Source organism: Sphingomonas sp. SphC10 (genome assembly GCF_057004845.1).
Map to the genome: position 1 here is coordinate 1,573,842 of NZ_CM168044.1, position 16,178 is coordinate 1,590,019.

Annotated in this window: 9 protein-coding genes; all 9 read left to right on the top strand. The window is 66.9% G+C overall.

Annotated elements, in window-relative coordinates; translation table 11 throughout:
- Nucleotides 1-124 precede the first annotated feature (124 nt).
- The 9 genes from ACWKSV_RS07030 to ACWKSV_RS07070 all read left to right on the top strand — a co-directional run bounded on the left by ACWKSV_RS07030 (nucleotide 125) and on the right by ACWKSV_RS07070 (nucleotide 16,154).
- Complete coding sequence (locus tag ACWKSV_RS07030; RefSeq protein WP_156361293.1) at nucleotides 125-1,009, top strand: UDP-2,3-diacylglucosamine diphosphatase; 885 nt, start codon at nucleotides 125-127, stop codon at nucleotides 1,007-1,009.
- Nucleotides 1,010-1,028: 19 nt separating this feature from the next.
- On the top strand, nucleotides 1,029-2,057 hold the full coding sequence (locus tag ACWKSV_RS07035) for a glycosyltransferase family 4 protein (RefSeq protein WP_076716723.1): 1,029 nt from the start codon (nucleotides 1,029-1,031) through the stop codon (nucleotides 2,055-2,057).
- Between the two features lie 301 nt (nucleotides 2,058-2,358).
- Nucleotides 2,359-3,990 (top strand): Na+/H+ antiporter, encoded by a 1,632-nt coding sequence (locus tag ACWKSV_RS07040; RefSeq protein WP_076716725.1) that lies wholly within the window; start codon nucleotides 2,359-2,361, stop codon nucleotides 3,988-3,990.
- Between the two features lie 82 nt (nucleotides 3,991-4,072).
- Nucleotides 4,073-5,086: a DUF3667 domain-containing protein gene (locus ACWKSV_RS07045; protein WP_076716727.1), complete on the top strand. Its 1,014-nt coding sequence runs from the start codon at nucleotides 4,073-4,075 to the stop codon at nucleotides 5,084-5,086.
- A 344-nt stretch (nucleotides 5,087-5,430) separates the two neighbouring features.
- Nucleotides 5,431-7,977 (top strand): beta-mannosidase, encoded by a 2,547-nt coding sequence (locus ACWKSV_RS07050; protein ID WP_156884383.1) that lies wholly within the window; start codon nucleotides 5,431-5,433, stop codon nucleotides 7,975-7,977.
- Nucleotides 7,974-10,490, top strand: a complete 2,517-nt coding sequence (locus tag ACWKSV_RS07055) for a glycoside hydrolase family 3 C-terminal domain-containing protein (RefSeq protein ID WP_076716731.1) — start codon at nucleotides 7,974-7,976, stop codon at nucleotides 10,488-10,490. The genes ACWKSV_RS07050 and ACWKSV_RS07055 overlap by 4 nt, the downstream gene beginning before the upstream one ends.
- On the top strand, nucleotides 10,487-11,911 hold the full coding sequence (locus ACWKSV_RS07060) for a glycoside hydrolase family 125 protein (protein WP_076716733.1): 1,425 nt from the start codon (nucleotides 10,487-10,489) through the stop codon (nucleotides 11,909-11,911). The genes ACWKSV_RS07055 and ACWKSV_RS07060 overlap by 4 nt, the downstream gene beginning before the upstream one ends.
- Nucleotides 11,908-14,220 (top strand): GH92 family glycosyl hydrolase, encoded by a 2,313-nt coding sequence (locus ACWKSV_RS07065; protein WP_076716734.1) that lies wholly within the window; start codon nucleotides 11,908-11,910, stop codon nucleotides 14,218-14,220. Before ACWKSV_RS07060 ends, ACWKSV_RS07065 begins: the two co-directional genes overlap by 4 nt.
- A gap of 23 nt (nucleotides 14,221-14,243) precedes the next feature.
- The gene (locus ACWKSV_RS07070; protein ID WP_076716736.1) at nucleotides 14,244-16,154 is read left to right on the top strand and encodes an alpha-L-fucosidase; all 1,911 of its coding nucleotides are present in this window, start codon (nucleotides 14,244-14,246) and stop codon (nucleotides 16,152-16,154) included.
- The last annotated feature ends 24 nt before the right edge of the window (nucleotides 16,155-16,178 follow it).

Consider the following 16,178-nt stretch of genomic DNA (forward strand, 5'->3'; position numbering starts at 1 on the left):
GCGGGTTTTTCTTGTCCTGACTTCCCCGAGTCACGAAACTGCTGCGCGCCTGTCACCGATCTGCGACGCGGGCGTAACAGATGACGCCTAAGACATGCGGAACGCCAAGCGTGGGGTTCCGACGATGCCGATGACCAGCATTCCGATCGATGGCTCGCTGCACGAAGACGCCGCCATCCTCGACTTCATCCCCCGCGCGCCGGTGACGCCGGAGCCCGAGGGCCATGAGCGCCGCCGTTACCGCACCATCTGGATCTCGGACGTGCATCTCGGCACGCGCGGCTGCAATGCCGAGATGCTGATCGACTTTCTGGACCATGTCGACAGCGAGACCATGTATCTGGTCGGCGACATGATCGACGGCTGGCGGCTGAAGAAGAAATTCTACTGGCCCGCCGCGCACAACGACGTGGTCTGGCGCCTGCTCAAGCGTGCCAAGCGCGGCACCCGCGTCGTCTATATCCCCGGCAATCACGACGAGATCTTTCGCCAGTTCACCGGCATGGATTTCGGCGGCATCGCCATCTGTCGCAAGGCGATCCACGAGACGGCGGACGGCCGCCGCCTGCTGGTCCTGCACGGTGACGAGTTCGACGCGATCACGCTGGCGCATCGCTGGCTCGCCCATGTCGGCGACTTCGCCTATACCGCGCTGATGGAGGTGAACCGCTGGGTCAACATCGTCCGGCGGTGGATGAAGCGCCCCTATTGGTCGCTGTCCAAGCACGCCAAGGCCAAGGTGAAGAACGCCGTCGCCTTCATCTCGCATTTCGAGGAAGTCGTCGCCCATGCGGCGGGCGCACGCGGCGTCGACGGGGTGGTGTGCGGCCATATCCACACCGCCGAAATCCGCGACATCAACGGCGTCACCTATTATAATGACGGCGACTGGGTGGAGGGCTGCACCGCGCTGGTCGAGCATTTCGACGGCACGATGGAAATCCTGCACTGGGGCGACGAGATGGAGGCCCGACGGAGCAAGCCGACCGTCGCCGCCATCGCCGCCTGATCGGGAAGGACAAGGCCGGATGCGGATCGCGATCGTCACCGACGCCTGGGCGCCCCAGGTCAACGGCGTGGTCCGCACTCTGCAATCGGTGACAGGCGAGCTGCGCGCGATGGGCCATGAGGTCCGCGTGGTTTCCCCCGACCTCTTCGCCTCGATCCCCTGCCCCACTTACCCCGAAATCCGTCTGGCGCTGCCCGCCCCCGGTGCGGTCGGGCGGGCGCTGAGCCGGTTTGCCCCCGACGCCGTGCACATCGCGACGGAAGGGCCGCTGGGGCTGCTCGCGCGGCGCTGGTGCCTGTCGCGCGGCCTGCCCTTCACCACCGCCTATCATACGCAATTCCCCGAATATGTGGCGGCACGGGTCAAGGCGGTCAGCCCGGAATTCGTCTGGCGCTATGTCCGCTGGTTCCACGCGCCGTCGACCGCGATCTTGGCCTCGACGCCCAGCGTGGCCGCGACGCTGGCCGCGCATGGCCTGCCGCAGAACCGGCATTGGGGACGCGGCGTCGACACCGCGCTCTTTCGGGCCGAGGGGCCGCGTAACGAAATGGTCGCGGGGCTGCCCGGCCCGGTGCAGCTCTATGCGGGTCGGGTCGCCGTCGAGAAGAACATCGCGGCGTTTCTCGAAACACGGACGCCGGGTACCAAGGTCGTGGTCGGCGACGGCCCGGCCCGCGCGGCACTGGCCGAGCAATATCCCGATGTCCGCTTCCTCGGCGCCAAGTTCGGCGAGGATCTGGCCGCCATCTACCGTACGGCGGACGTCTTCGTCTTCCCCAGCCGGACCGATACGTTCGGGCTGGTGATGATCGAGGCGCTGGCCTGCGGAACGCCCGTCGCCGCCCTGCCGGTGCAGGGGCCGCTCGACGTTCTCAGCCCCGAGACCGGGGTGATGGACGAGGCGCTGGACCGGGCCATCGCGGGAGCCCTGACGCTCGATCGCGAAGCGTGCGCGGCTTATGGGCAGGGCTTTTCCTGGCGGGCCAGCGCCGAGCAGTTCCTGGGGGCCCTCGCCCCCATAGACCGCGAGTTGAGAGCGGCCGCCTGAACTATTCCTCCCCTGGAAGGGGAGGTGGCAAGGCGCAGCCCTGACGGAGGGGTGTCACGCTATCGAGAGGGGGACACCCCTCCGACGCGCTTCGCGCGCCACCTCCCTGCCAGGGGAGGACATAAGACAGCATGGATCAACCCATAAAGCCCGTTTAACGGGTTGAACGCCCCTTGCCGCGCGTGTCATGGTTAACCCTCGCGCGATTCGTGTCGGCCTTGCCCCTCGCCTTTCGCTGATATGCCGGTCGTGCCGTCCGTCGCCATGGCCACTCCAACCGCTGCACCCGAAAGGTCCCCGATTGGACATCGTTACGCTTAGCTTGTTCCTGCTCCTCGCCGTGGTGCTGAGCGGGGTCGTTTCCCGCCTGTTGCCCTCGGCGCTTCCACGGCCACTCGTCCAGATCGCGCTCGGCGCGGTGATCGGCGGGATTGCGCAGATCCGCGTCGAACTCGACCCCGAAATCTTTTTCCTGCTCTTCGTGCCGCCTCTGCTGTTCCTCGACGGCTGGCGCATTCCGAAGGACGAGCTGTTCCGCGACGCGGGCGCGATTTTGGGGTTGGCGCTGGGGCTGGTGTTCCTGACGGTGCTGGGCATGGGGTTGTTCATCCACTGGATGATCCCCGCCATGCCCTATGCGGTCGCCTTTGCGCTGGCCGCCGTGGTATCGCCGACCGACCCGATCGCAGTGTCGGCCATCGCGCAGAAGGTGCCGATCCCCAAGCGCATGATGCACATCCTGGAGGGGGAGTCGCTGCTGAACGACGCCTCGGGCCTGGTCTGCCTGCGCTTCGCGGTCGCCGCCGCGCTGACCGGCGCCTTTTCGCTGACCCATGCCGGGCTGACCTTCGCTTGGATGGCGGTGTCGGGCGTCGGGCTGGGCGTCGCCATCGCCTGGGGCACGATCACCGCCAAGAGCCTGTTCGCGCGGCGTTTCGGCGACGACAGCGGGTCGAACATCCTAGTCAGCCTGCTGATCCCCTTCGCCGCCTATCTGGTCGCCGAACATGTCGAAAGCTCGGGCGTGCTGGCGGCGGCGGCGGCGGGCATCGCCATGTCCTTCACCAACGTCTCGTCGGGCGTGAAGGCCGCCACTCGCATCCGGCGGCAGGCGGTGTGGGACATGCTGCAATTCACACTGAACGGCATCATCTTCGTGCTGCTGGGCGAGCAATTGCCGCAAGTGTTTGCTGGCGCGCGCGACACGGTGATGCTGACCGGACATGACAGTCTGTGGTGGCTGGGCCTGTATGTGCTGGCGATCGTCGCGGGGCTGGCGGCGCTTCGTTTCGCCTGGACCTGGGTCGCGCTGCGGCTGACCCTGTTCCGGCAACGCGGCACGCCGGGCCGCACCAGCCCGCCGCGCCGGGTCATCACCGCCATGTCGGTGGCGGGCGCACGCGGTGCGATCACCCTGGCGGGTGCCCTGACCCTGCCGCTGACGCTGGGCGACGGGACGCCCTTCCCCGCGCGCGATCTGGTGATCTTCCTGGCATGCGGCGTCATCCTGTCCTCGCTGGTCATCGCCAGCCTGACCCTGCCGCTGCTGCTGCGTGGCCTTGCCCTGCCCGTCCAGGACGGCATGAGCGAACTGGACCATACCCGCGTCGCCGCCGCCAAGGCCGCCATCGCCGAGCTGGAGCGGCTCCAGCATGAAATGGCCGAGGGTCGCGACGATGCCGACCAATATGTCGAGATCGCGTCGCGCCTGATGGACGGCTATCGCAGCCGGATCGACACGCTGGAGGGTGATGTCGATCCCGATGCCGAGCGGCTGGAGGATGTCGAGAGGCGGATGCGGCTGGCCGCGATCCGGGCCGAGCGGCGGGTCGTGTTCGACTTGCTCAACGCGCGTGCCATCGGGTCGGAGACCGCGCAGCGGCTGGGGCGCGAGCTCGACCTGGTCGATACCCGCCTGTCGGCGCAAAGCTGACCGCCGCGACGATCTTTGGCCTTGCGTCGGGCGGCGAATTATCGTGTCTCGTCAATGGGGTTTGCATCGATAAGGGGATAAGATGCAGGGGGACAAGATGCTGGGAGACGAGGCGAAGGCCTGTCTGAATTGCGGCACGGCGCTGGTCGGCCATTATTGTCACGCTTGCGGCCAATCGTCGCACATCCATCGCACGCTGGGCGCATGGTGGCATGATTTCAGCCATGGCGTCCTGCATATCGAGGGACAGGTGTGGCGGACGATGGCGATGCTCGTCATCAAACCCGGCGAACTGACCCGCCGCTATATCGCGGGCGAGCGACGGCGTTTCCTGTCCCCGCTGGCGCTGTATCTGTTCAGCGTCTTCCTGCTCTATATCGCCTATTCGGCCCTTGGGGGCTTTGCGACATTCCATGCACCCGGCACGCAGGAGGCCGCGACTGAGTTGCGCGCCGAAGTCGCCAAGGTCGACCAGCGGATTGCGGTGATCGACCGCGATCGCGCCGCGGCCGTCGCCGCCAAACGTGATACCGCCCTGCTCGACAAGGAACGGGCGGAGCTGGTCGACCAAAAGCAAGGCATGGACTTCACCGCCAGTGCCATGACGCTGGGTGCTGGAGACGAAACCCATTCCAATTCCGGTGAACATCAGCAGCAGGTCATCACCGGCTGGAAATCGCTGGATGCCAAGATCGTCCATGCCATTCGCGACCCCGAGTTCCTCCTCTTCAAGATGGAGGCGAACGGCTATAAATTTTCCTGGGCGTTGATCCTGTTGTCGATGCCGTTCATGCGGCTGTTCTTCCTGTGGAAGCGCGGGCTGGCGATGTTCGATCATGCGGTGTTCGTCACCTATTCGCTCAGCTTCGTCAGCCTGCTGATGGTCGTGATGATCCTGTGGACGAAGCTGGCGCATCTGCCCGGCCTGGCGCTGCTGATGCTCGCCTTTCCCGTGCATCTGTTCCTTCAGATTCGCGGGGCCTATCGCCTGGGCCTGGTGTCGGGCCTACTGATGACGCTGGTCGTCTCGGTCATGGCGGCGGCCGTTTTGCTGATCTGGATCATCGGGCTGCTGGCGCTGGGCATGGCGCATTGAGCCGCCAATCCATTGCAGGTGCAATGGGATAGAAGATCGTACCAGAAAATGGGTGGACGCCCCCCGTTCACCTCGCCATGATACCAAAACATACCATGAGAATACCGGCGCACGACAAGCCGGTGATGACGGGGGTGACGGATGGCGAGAAAGAGCCTGGCGCGATCGGGGACCTGCCCCGCCGTCGTCGCGCGTCCGCGCCGTGCGCCCCTTTCTGGTCCAAGCCATAGTCCTGCATCCTGTACGCGGTCGGCCCGACCCGGCGCAGCGATGCCGCTTTCGGGGAAATCGCTGTGAAACATCGTCTCGGTCTGATCCTGGCCGCGCTCGCCCTGCCCCTGCCGATGGCGGCTCCAGCGCTGGCCGCGCCCAAGACGGTGGCGACGCTCGACCGGTGGCAGGTTCGGATCGACCCGAAGGACACCGCCGCCGCCGGCGCGCACCCACAGGCGGCGAATTGGCTGGCCGCGACCGTGCCCGGCAGCGTGCAGCAGGACCTGATCGCCGCGAACATCGTGCCCGATCCCTATAAGGGCGCGAACGAGGCCCCGATCCAGTGGGCGGGCCTGACCGGGTGGCAGTATCGCACCAATCTGGACGTCACCCCCGCCATGCTCGCCCGCGATCACCTGGACCTGGTGTTCGACGGGCTCGACACCTTCGCGACCGTCACGGTCAACGGGCAGCGCCTGCTGTCCGCCGACAATGCGCATCGCCGCTGGCGGGCCGATGCCAAGCCGCTGCTGAAGGCGGGCGCGAACGAGATCGTCGTCACCTTCGCCTCGCCGATCAAGACGCTCCAGCCGATGGTGCTGGCCGAGAAGCATCCGCTGCCCGGCGAATATGACTCGCCCTACGGCGACGAGCCCAAGGGTGTTCAGACCTCCCCCTATATCCGCAAGCCGAAATACCAATATGGCTGGGACTGGGCACCGCGCATCGTCAATGTCGGCATCTGGCGCCCCGCCCGTCTGGAAGCATGGGATGCCGCGCGCATCGACAATCTGCGCATCGAGCAGGAGGCGCTGACCGATGCCGAGGCACGTATCCTCGCCCGTGCCTCAGTCGTCGCCGACCGCGCGCAGACGGCGCGGATGGACGTGACCGTCACCGGCCCCGATGGCAAGCGCATCAAGGTCCGCCGCGATGTCGCGCTCCAGCCGGGTGAGAATGACGTTGTCGTCCCCGTCGCGATCACCAAACCGCAGCGCTGGCAGCCGATCGGCTTCGGCGCGCATCCGCTCTACACCGTCAATGCCGCACTGGCCGGGGCGGATGCGGTCGAGAAGCGCACCGGCCTGCGCACCGTCGAGCTGGTCCGGAAGGACGGCAGCTTCGGGCTGAAGATCAACGGCAATGTGATCTTCGCCAAGGGCACCAACGTCATTCCCTTCGACGCCTTCCCGTCGCGCGTAGCCGCCACCACCGAGCGCCAGATGCTGGAAAAAGCGGTTGCGGCGAACATGAACATCGTCCGCATCTGGGGCGGCGGCTATTATCCCGAGCACAGCTTCTACGACGCCGCCGACGAGCTGGGCCTGATGGTCTGGCAGGACTTCATGTTCGGCGGCGCGGTCACGCCCCCCGACGCCAAGTTCCGCGAGAATGTCCGTATCGAGGCCGAGGAGCAGGTCGCGCGCCTGCAATCCCATCCCTCGCTGGTCATCTGGGCGGGCAATAACGAAGTGCTGTCGGGCTGGGAAAACTGGTCGGATCGCAAGGCGTTCAAGAAGGCGGTCGGCCCGGACGAGCAGGAGCGGATCGGCACCGGCATGGCGGTGCTGTTCGATCGCGTGCTGCGCGAAGCGGTGGTCAAGAACGCGCCCGGCATCCCCTATTGGCCGGGCTCGCCCTCGACCGATTATGAGGGGCCGACGGACACCGACAAGGACGGCGACCGCCATTTCTGGGACGTGTGGTCGGGTTCCAAGCCGATCGAGCGCTATACCGATAGCTGCCCGCGCTTCATGTCGGAATATGGCTTCCAGGCCTTCCCCGACCTGTCGACCATCGCGACCTTCGCCGCGCCCGAGGACTTCCGCATCGACAGCCCGGTAATGAAGGCGCACCAGAAGTTCCTGGCGGGCGAAGGCAATGAGCGCGTCACCTTCTACCTGAAGCAGAATCTGCGCGATCCGCGCGACTTCGCCGATATGGTCTATCTGTCCCAGGCGATGCAGGCCCGCGCCATCGGCCTGGCCGCGCGGCACCACCGCGCTTGCCGCCCGGTGACTTTGGGTTCGCTCTACTGGCAGCTCAACGACAGTTGGCCCGCGATCAGCTGGTCGAGCATCGACTGGACCGGGCATGACAAGATGCTCCAGCACGAGGTCCGCCGCTTCTTCGCACCCCAGACCATCGTGGCGGAGACCAAGCCCGGTGCGACGCGGATCGCCTTGGTGTCCGACGCCACGACGCCCAAGCCGCTCGGCTGGCGCGTCACCGGCTATGGCATGGACGGCCGCAAGCTGGGCTCGCAGAGCGGCAGCGTGACCATGGCCGCCGCCTCGGCCAGCGATGTCGCGACGATCCCCGACGCGACGCTGTTTGCGGGTGCCGCGCCGGAAAGCAGCTACGGCGTCGCCGAACTGTTCGACGGCGACAAGATCGTCGCCCGCCAGATCATCGAGCGGAAGGTGCCGCGCGACATGCTCTACCCCGCGCCGGGCATCGCCGCGCGCTGGGCGGGCAAGCGACTGACGCTGACCGCGCGCAACCTCGCGCGGCAGGTGCAGGTCAATTTCGGCACCACCGCCGCCGAACCCTCGGATGACGGTTTCGACCTGTTGCCTGGCGAGAGCATCACGCTCACCATTCAAAGCGACGCGGACGCCGCCACCCTGGCGCGCGAGCTCAAAATCTACACCCTCGGTCCGAAGGACGCCCAGTGATCCCGTTCCTCCTCCTCGCCGCCGCCGGTCAGGCCGCCACCCCCGCCCTTCCCCCGGAGGCGCAGAAGCTGACCGTCGCGCAAAAGGCGGCGCAGCTGGTCAACGAAGCCCCCGCCGAGCCCGCGCTGAACCTGCCCGCCTATGACTGGTGGAGCGAGGGGCTGCACGGCATCGCCCGCAACGGGCCGTCGACCGTGTTTCCGCAGGCGATGGGCATGGCCGCGACCTGGGACCCCGCGCTGATCCAGAAGGTCGGCGATGTCGTCGCGGTCGAGGCGCGCGCCAAGTTCAATTCGCAGCCGCTGAACGCCGATCGCGGGCTGTACCAGGGGCTGACCATCTGGTCGCCCAACATCAACATCTTCCGCGATCCGCGCTGGGGCCGGGGCCAGGAAACGTACGGCGAGGACCCCTTCCTCACCAGCCGCATCGGCATCGCCTTCGTGCGCGGCCTGCAAGGCCCGGACCTGAAGCATCCCAAGGTCATCGCGACCGTCAAGCATATGGCGGTCCATTCCGGCCCCGAGGGCGGGCGCGACAGCTTCGACGTGATGGTGTCCCCGCGCGATCTGGAGGCGACCTACCTCCCCGCCTTCCGCGCGACCGTGACCGAGGGCAAGGCGCTGTCGCTGATGTGCGCCTATAACGCGATCCACGGCACGCCGGTCTGTGCCAACCCGATGCTGCTGACCCAGCGGCTGCGCACCGACTGGGGTTTCAACGGCCTCGTCGTGTCGGACTGCGATGCGGTCGGCAATATCTGGATGTTTCACCATGCTCAGCCCGATGCACCGGCGGCGGCGGCGGCGGCGCTGCGTGCGGGCACCGACCTGAATTGCGGCAAGGCCTATCTCTCGCTGCCGCAGGCGGTGGAGCGCGGCCTGATTACCGAGGGTGAGATCGACACTGCGCTGGCCCGCGCGCTGGCGGTGCGGCGGATGCTGACGGTGGATTCGCCCTGGAACCGGATCAAGGCGAGCGAAGTCGGCACCCCCGCCCACCGCGCGTTGGCGCTGGAGACGGCCCGCAAGGGCATCATCCTGCTCGACAACCCGAACGACATGCTGCCGCTCAAGGGCAAGACGCTCGCGGTGTTCGGCGCAGATGCCGACGATCTGGGCGTGCTGGAGGGCAATTATCATGGCACCGCGATCAACCCCGTCACCCCGCTCGACGGCATTCGCGCCAGGTTCGGCCGCAACGTCCGCTATGCGCAAGGCTCGGTGCTGGCCGAAGGCGCGTTCGTCGGCGTGCCCGAAACCGCGCTGTCGGCGAACGGCAAGCCCGGCCTGACGGTCGAAACCATGGGCGCGAACGGCCAATGGTCGGTCGCGGGCCAGGATCGCCGCATCGACTTCAACTATACCAAGACCGCGCCCTTCCAGCGCCGCTGGACCGGAACGCTGACCCCGCCGGGGCCGGGCCAGTACCGCTTGCGCCTCGACGGCCCCGCCTGCTGGCACGCTTGCCCCGCGCATGACGCGGTGAAGCTTTATGTCGACGACCGGCTGGTCGTGGACGATGTGATCGGCGGCAAGGCGCTGGAAACGACGATCGACGGTTCCGCGCCGCGTCGTATCCGAGTCGAGATCGACCATAAGGGCGGCGATGAGGGCCTGCGCCTGCAATGGCTGCCGCCTGCCGAGGCACTGACCGCCGAGGCACTGAAGGTCGCCGGGACCGCCGACGTGCTGATCGCCGTCGTCGGCCTGTCACCCGATCTGGAGGGTGAGGCGCTGGGCGTCTCGGTGCCCGGTTTCGCAGGCGGCGACCGGACCGAGGTCGTGCTGCCCGAGCCGCAACGCAAGCTGCTCGCCGCGCTCCAGGCGACCGGCAAGCCGGTGGTCGCGGTCGTCATGTCGGGCTCGGCGGTGTCGCTGGGCGACTTCAAGCCCGCCGCGACGCTGGCGGCCTTTTATCCGGGCACCGAGGGCGGCACCGCGCTGGCCGAGATTCTCAGCGGTGACGTGAACCCGTCGGGTCGCCTGCCCGTCACCATCTATCAGTCGACCGCCGACCTGCCTGCCTTTGCCGATTACGGCATGAAGGAGCGCACCTATCGCTACTTCACCGGCAAGCCCGCCTGGGGCTTCGGTCACGGCCTGAGCTACACCAAGTTTGACTATGGCCAGCCGACCGTTACCGCCAGCGTCGCGGTGGGCCAGCCGGTCGATGTCGCGGTGCAACTGCGCAATATCGGCCAGCGCGCCGGTGAGGAAGTGACCCAGGCCTATCTGGTCCCGCCGGCCACGGACGAGAAGCTGGTGCTGACCGACCCCGTGCTGCAACGCCAGCTGGTCGGCTTCACCCGCGTTGCACTCAAGCCCGGTCAGGCGGGCACGGCGCGCTTCACCATCGATCCGCGCCTGATGAGCCAGGTCTGGCGAGACGGCACCCGCCGCATCCTGCCGGGCACCTACAAGCTCTATATCGGCGGCGGCCAGCCGGGTGACGGCGCGGGGCAATGGACGCAGTTCACCGTGACCGGCACCGCGCAGGACCTGCCCAAATGACCCCGAACCGTCGTGAACTGATCGCCGGGGGCGCGGCGCTCGCCGCCGCCCCGGCCTTCGCCGCCGCGCCCGCCTTCCCCAGCAAGCGCCCGGCCGTCGCCGACCGCCGTTTCGTGTCGAAGGCGGTCGAGGCGGAGATCACCCGCATCTCGAAGCTGATCGCCGATCCCGAACTCCGCTGGATGTTCGGCAACTGCTATCCCAACACGCTCGACACGACCGTGTTGTCGCTGGCGCAAGTAAACGGCAAGGCGGACGCCTTCGTCATCACCGGCGACATCCCCTGCCTGTGGCTGCGGGACTCGGCGGCGCAGTTACGGCCCTATCTGCATCTGGTGAAGCGCGATCCGGCGCTGGGACGGCTGTTCCGGGGGCTGATCGGGCGGCAGGCGCGGTCGATCCTGATCGACCCTTACGCCAATGCCTTCATGCAGGACCCGACCGCCAAGACGAACCTCAGCTGGGCGTTGAAGGACGATACCGACATGAAGCCCGGCGTCGCCGAGCGGAAATGGGAGATCGACTCGCTTTGCTACGCGATCCGGCTGGCGCATGATTATTGGCGCGAGACGGGCGACACGACGCCGTTCGACGCCGAGTGGAAAGCCTCGGCGCGCCTGATCGTGAAGACCTTCCGCGAACAGCAGCGGAAGGAAGGCTCCGGCCCCTATCGCTTCCGCCGCTCCGCGCCCGAGCCGACCGAGACGCTCTATCGCGGCTATGGCCTGCCGACGCGTCCCAACGGCATGATCCATTCGGGCTTCCGCCCCTCGGACGATGCGTGTCTCTACGGCCAGTTCGTCCCCGCCAACCTGTTCGCGATGACGACGCTGCGCGAACTGGCGGCGCTGTCGAACGCGGTCGGCGAGCCCGCGCTGGCACAGGACGCCACCACGCTGGCCGCCGAGGTCGAAGCTGCGCTCAGGCAGTTCGGCACGATGACGCTGCCGAGCGGCGAGCGCGTCTGGGCCTATGAGGTCGATGGCTATGGCAATGCCGTCTTCATGGACGACGCCAATGTGCCCTCGCTGTCGGGCCTGGCCTATCTCCGCTGCGTCGATGCAGCCGATCCGCTGTGGCAGCGGACGGTTGCAGCATGCTGGAGCAAGGCCAATCCCTGGTATTTCGAGGGCAAGGCGCTGACCGGTATCGGCGGCCCGCATACCGGGCCGGGTCAGGTCTGGCCGATGTCGATCATCACCCGCGCGCTGACTTCGAGCGACCCTGCGCTGCTGCGGTCGAGCCTCGCGATGATCCGTGGGTCGCATGGCGGTACGGGCTTCATTCACGAAGGGGTCGATATCGACGATCCCGCCAAGTTCACACGCGACTGGTTCGCCTGGGCCAATGGCCTGTTCGGCGAGCTGGTCGTCCATGTCGCGGCCACCCGGCCGGAAGTATTGCGGGAGACGTTCGCATGATTTTGACCCGCCGCTCGCTCCTCGCCGGGACCGCGATCGCCAGCCTGCCGATCGGAGGCGTCAGCGCCGCCGTGCCGATGCCGGTCGCCCGTCCCAATCTGTTTGTCGGTACCGGCGGTGACGGCCATACCTATCCGGGTGCCGTGATGCCCTTCGGCATGGTGCAGTTGAGCCCCGATACCGATGTCGAGCGCTGGGACACCTGTTCGGGCTATCATCATGGCGACGGCTCGATCATGGGGTTCAGCCATACCCATCTGTCGGGCACCGGCATCGGCGACATGCTGGACGTGCTGGTCGTGCCGACGCGCGGCGAGCTGAAGCTGGTCGCGGGGCCGCTCTCCAACCCCGATGAAGGCTATCACCAGCGTTATTCGGACGAACAGGCCGAACCCGGCTATTACCGGGTGAAGCTCGAGTCCGGCGTGCTGGCCGAACTGACCGTGACCGAGCGGACGGGCTGGCATCGCTACACCTATCCCAAGGGGCCGGGCCATGTGCTGGTCGACCTGTCGCATCTCGTCCTCGACAAGAGCGACGCCAAGCCGCTGATCACCGACGCCGAGCTGACCATCGAGCCCGACGGCACGATCACCGGCACCCGCCGCGTGTTCCGCTGGGCCAAGGGGCGCCGCATCTTCTTTGCGATGCAGCTGTCGAAGAAGCCTTCGCGCATCCAGCTTTACGGCGACGGCGACACGCCTGCGAACGGCACCGCCGTCAAGGGCAACCGCCTGAAGGCCGCATTGTTCTTCGACGAACTGGGCGATGCGCCGCTGCTGATCCGCTGCGGCATCTCGGCGGTCGATGTCGCGGGCGCCAAGGCGAACCTGGCCGCAGAAGCGAAGCACTGGGACTTCGACCACGTCCGCCGCGCCGCCATGACCCGCTGGGCCGAAACAATGGGCGGCGTTCGCGTCGAGGGCGGCACCCCCGACCAGCAGACGATCATGGCCTCGGCCAATTACCACACGCTGATCGCGCCGACGCTCTTCTCGGACGTCGACGGCCGTTACGTCGGGCTGGACGGACAGGTGCACAAGGCCCCCGCCGGGCAGTTCGCCTACAGCACCTTCTCCACCTGGGACACGTACCGGGCGCTCCACCCCTGGCTGATCCTGACCCAGCCGGCCCAGGCCAAGAAGCTGGTCGACGACATCATCCGCCAGACCCAGCAAAGCGCCTATGGCCCGCCGGTCTGGACGCTGCAGGGCAAGGAGACCGGGATCATGATCGGCTGGCACGGCACGCCGATCATGGCCGAGGCGATGGTGAAGGGCATTCCCGCCGACTATGCCGCCGCCTGGCCCGGCATCGCCAAGCGCAGCTTCGACTTCACCGCGCCCGACATGGACAATAGCAAGGGCCGCGACCTGTATGACGCCAAGGGCTATGTGCCCGCGGACAAGTGGTTCGAGAGCGTCAGCCGGACCCAGGAATATGCCTATGACGACTGGGCCGCGTCGCACATCGCGCGCCGCGTCGGCAAGACTGCCGAGGCCGACCGGCTGCGCAAGCGCTCGGGCAACTGGCGCAACGTCATCGACCCCTCGATCAATTTCGCTCGCCCCCGTTTCAGCGACGGCAGCTGGTGGAAGGATTACGACCCCGTCCAGCTCGGCCACATGCCCAAGCCGTGGTGGCGCGATTATACCGAGGCGAATGGCTGGCAGGCGACCTTCCTCAACCAGCATGATGTCTATGGCCTGATCCGCCACATGGGCGGCGACGCGAAGTTCGAGGCGAAGCTGGACGAGCTGTTCAGTGCGTCCTCGACCCTGCCCAAGAATGCGCCGCCGGACATCTCGGGTCTGGTCGGCCAATATGCGCACGGCAACGAGCCGGACCAGCATGCGGCCTATCTCTATGCCTATGTCGGTGCCCCGTGGAAAACCCAGCGGATGGTCCGCCGCCTGCTGACCGAGATGTACAAGAACGCGCCCGACGGCATCATCGGCAATGACGATTGCGGCCAGATGAGCGCGTGGTTCCTCTTCTCCGCGCTCGGCTTTTATCCGGTCGATCCGGTCAGCGGCGCGTACGTCTTCGGCGGACCGCTGTTCGACCGGGCGCAACTGACGGTCGGCGGCGACAAGACGCTGGTCGTCGAGGCGAAGGGCAATGGCCCGGACACGCCCTATATCCAGTCGGTAACCTGGAACGGTCGTCCCTGGACGAAGAGCTGGATCGACCATGCCACCCTGTCCAAGGGCGGCACCTTGTCCTTCACCATGGGCGCCAAGCCGAACCCCGCCTTTGGCCGCGATCCCAAGGATCGCCCGCCGTCCTTCGACCACCTGCCCGCCTGATCCCTCCCGGAGCCGAATTGACGATGACCGATTTCTCCCGCCGCGCCGTCCTTGCCTCCGGGCTGGTCGCCTCCGCCGCGCCCGCCTTCGCGCAAAAGGGGGCGGCTGCGCCCGCTCCTTACGGCGCAGTCCCCTCGGCCCGGCAGTGGCGCTGGCACCAGCGCGAGCAATATGCCTTCATCCACTTCGCGATGAACACCTTCACCGACAAGGAATGGGGTTATGGCGACGAAGACCCCAAGATGTTCAACCCGAGCGACTTCAGCGCGGACCAGATCGTCGGGGCGGCCAAGGCGGGAAACCTGAAGGGCATCATCCTGACGGCGAAGCATCATGACGGCTTCTGCCTCTGGCCGACCAAGCTGACCGAGCATTGCATCCGCAACGCGCCGTACAAGAACGGCCAGGGCGATATCGTTCGCGAGATGTCCGACGCCTGCAAGCGCGCGGGGCTGGCCTTCGGCATCTATCTCTCGCCCTGGGATCGCAACCATCCCGAATATGGGCGGCCAGCCTATGTGGAATATTTCCGCAAGCAGGTGGTCGAACTCTGCACCGGTTATGGCGAGCTGTTCGAGTTCTGGTTCGACGGGGCCAATGGCGGCGACGGCTATTATGGCGGCGCACGCGAGACGCGGCAGATCGACGCGCCCAAATATTATAACTGGCCCTCGATCATCGCGCTGGTCCATCAGCATCAGCCCATGGCCTGCACCTTCGATCCGCTGGGCGCGGATATTCGCTGGGTCGGCAATGAGGACGGTATCGCGGGCGATCCCTGCTGGCCGACCATGCCGAACCATCCCTATGTCCAGTCGGAGGGCAATTCGGGCGTGCGTGGCGGGGCTCTCTGGTGGCCTGCCGAGACCAACACCTCGATCCGGCCCGGCTGGTTCTATCATGCCGACGAGGACTCGAAGGTCCGCTCGCCGGAAAACCTGGTCGGCTATTTCGACACCTCGGTGGCGCGCGGCACCAACATGAATCTGAACCTGCCGCCCGACCGGCGCGGGCGTATTCCCGATCAGGACGTGAAGATCCTGAAGAGCTTCGGCGACGCCATCCGCGCCAGCTTCGCGACCGACCTGGCGCAGGGCGCGGTGGCCAGCGCCAGCCATGTGCGCGGCAAGGGGTATGAAGCGGCCAAGGTGCTCGACGGCCAGCGCGACACCTATTGGTCCGCGCCGGACGGCGTGACCACGCCCAGCCTGACGCTGGACCTGCCGCCGGGTCGTCGTTTCGACCTGATCCGCATCCGCGAATATCTGCCGCTTGGGCTACGCGTCACGCGCTTCGCGGTCGATGCGGAGGTGAACGGCCGGTGGCAGCAACTGGCCGAACATGAGTGCATCAGCGCGCAGCGGATCATCCGCCTGCCCCAGCCCATTACCGCACGCCGGGTCCGCCTGCGCATCGTCGACGCCCCCGTGTGTCCCGCGATCAGCGAGGTTTCGCTGTTCCAGAGCGTCGCGCCGGTCCCCGTCCCCGCCATCGTGTCGAGCGACCCGACCGTGCTGGCGACAACCGACTGGAATATCGTCTCCGCCACCGCGCCGGGTGCCGAAAAGCTGCTCGACAACGACGCCAAGACCATCTGGGTGCAGCCCGCCCCGACACCGGGCAAGCCCGCCAGCGTCACGGTCGATATGGGCCAGGTGCGCGATGTCGCGGGCTTCAGCCTGACGCCCTCGCGTCAGGTCATGATCGACGCCGCTCCGCCGCGTGGTTACGTCGCGGAGACGAGCGTCGACGGCAAGAGCTGGACCCCGGCAGGCTCGGGCGAGTTCTCGAACATCGCCTATGCGCTCTCCACCCAGCGCCTGCCCTTCAGCAGCGTCCGGCCGGTCCGCTATCTGCGGCTGACCTTCGCCGAAATGTCCAAGCCCGCCGCCAAGCTGGCGATCGCGGGGATCGGCGGCTTTACCAAGCGGTAGGACCTGTTTCCTCCCCTGCAAGGG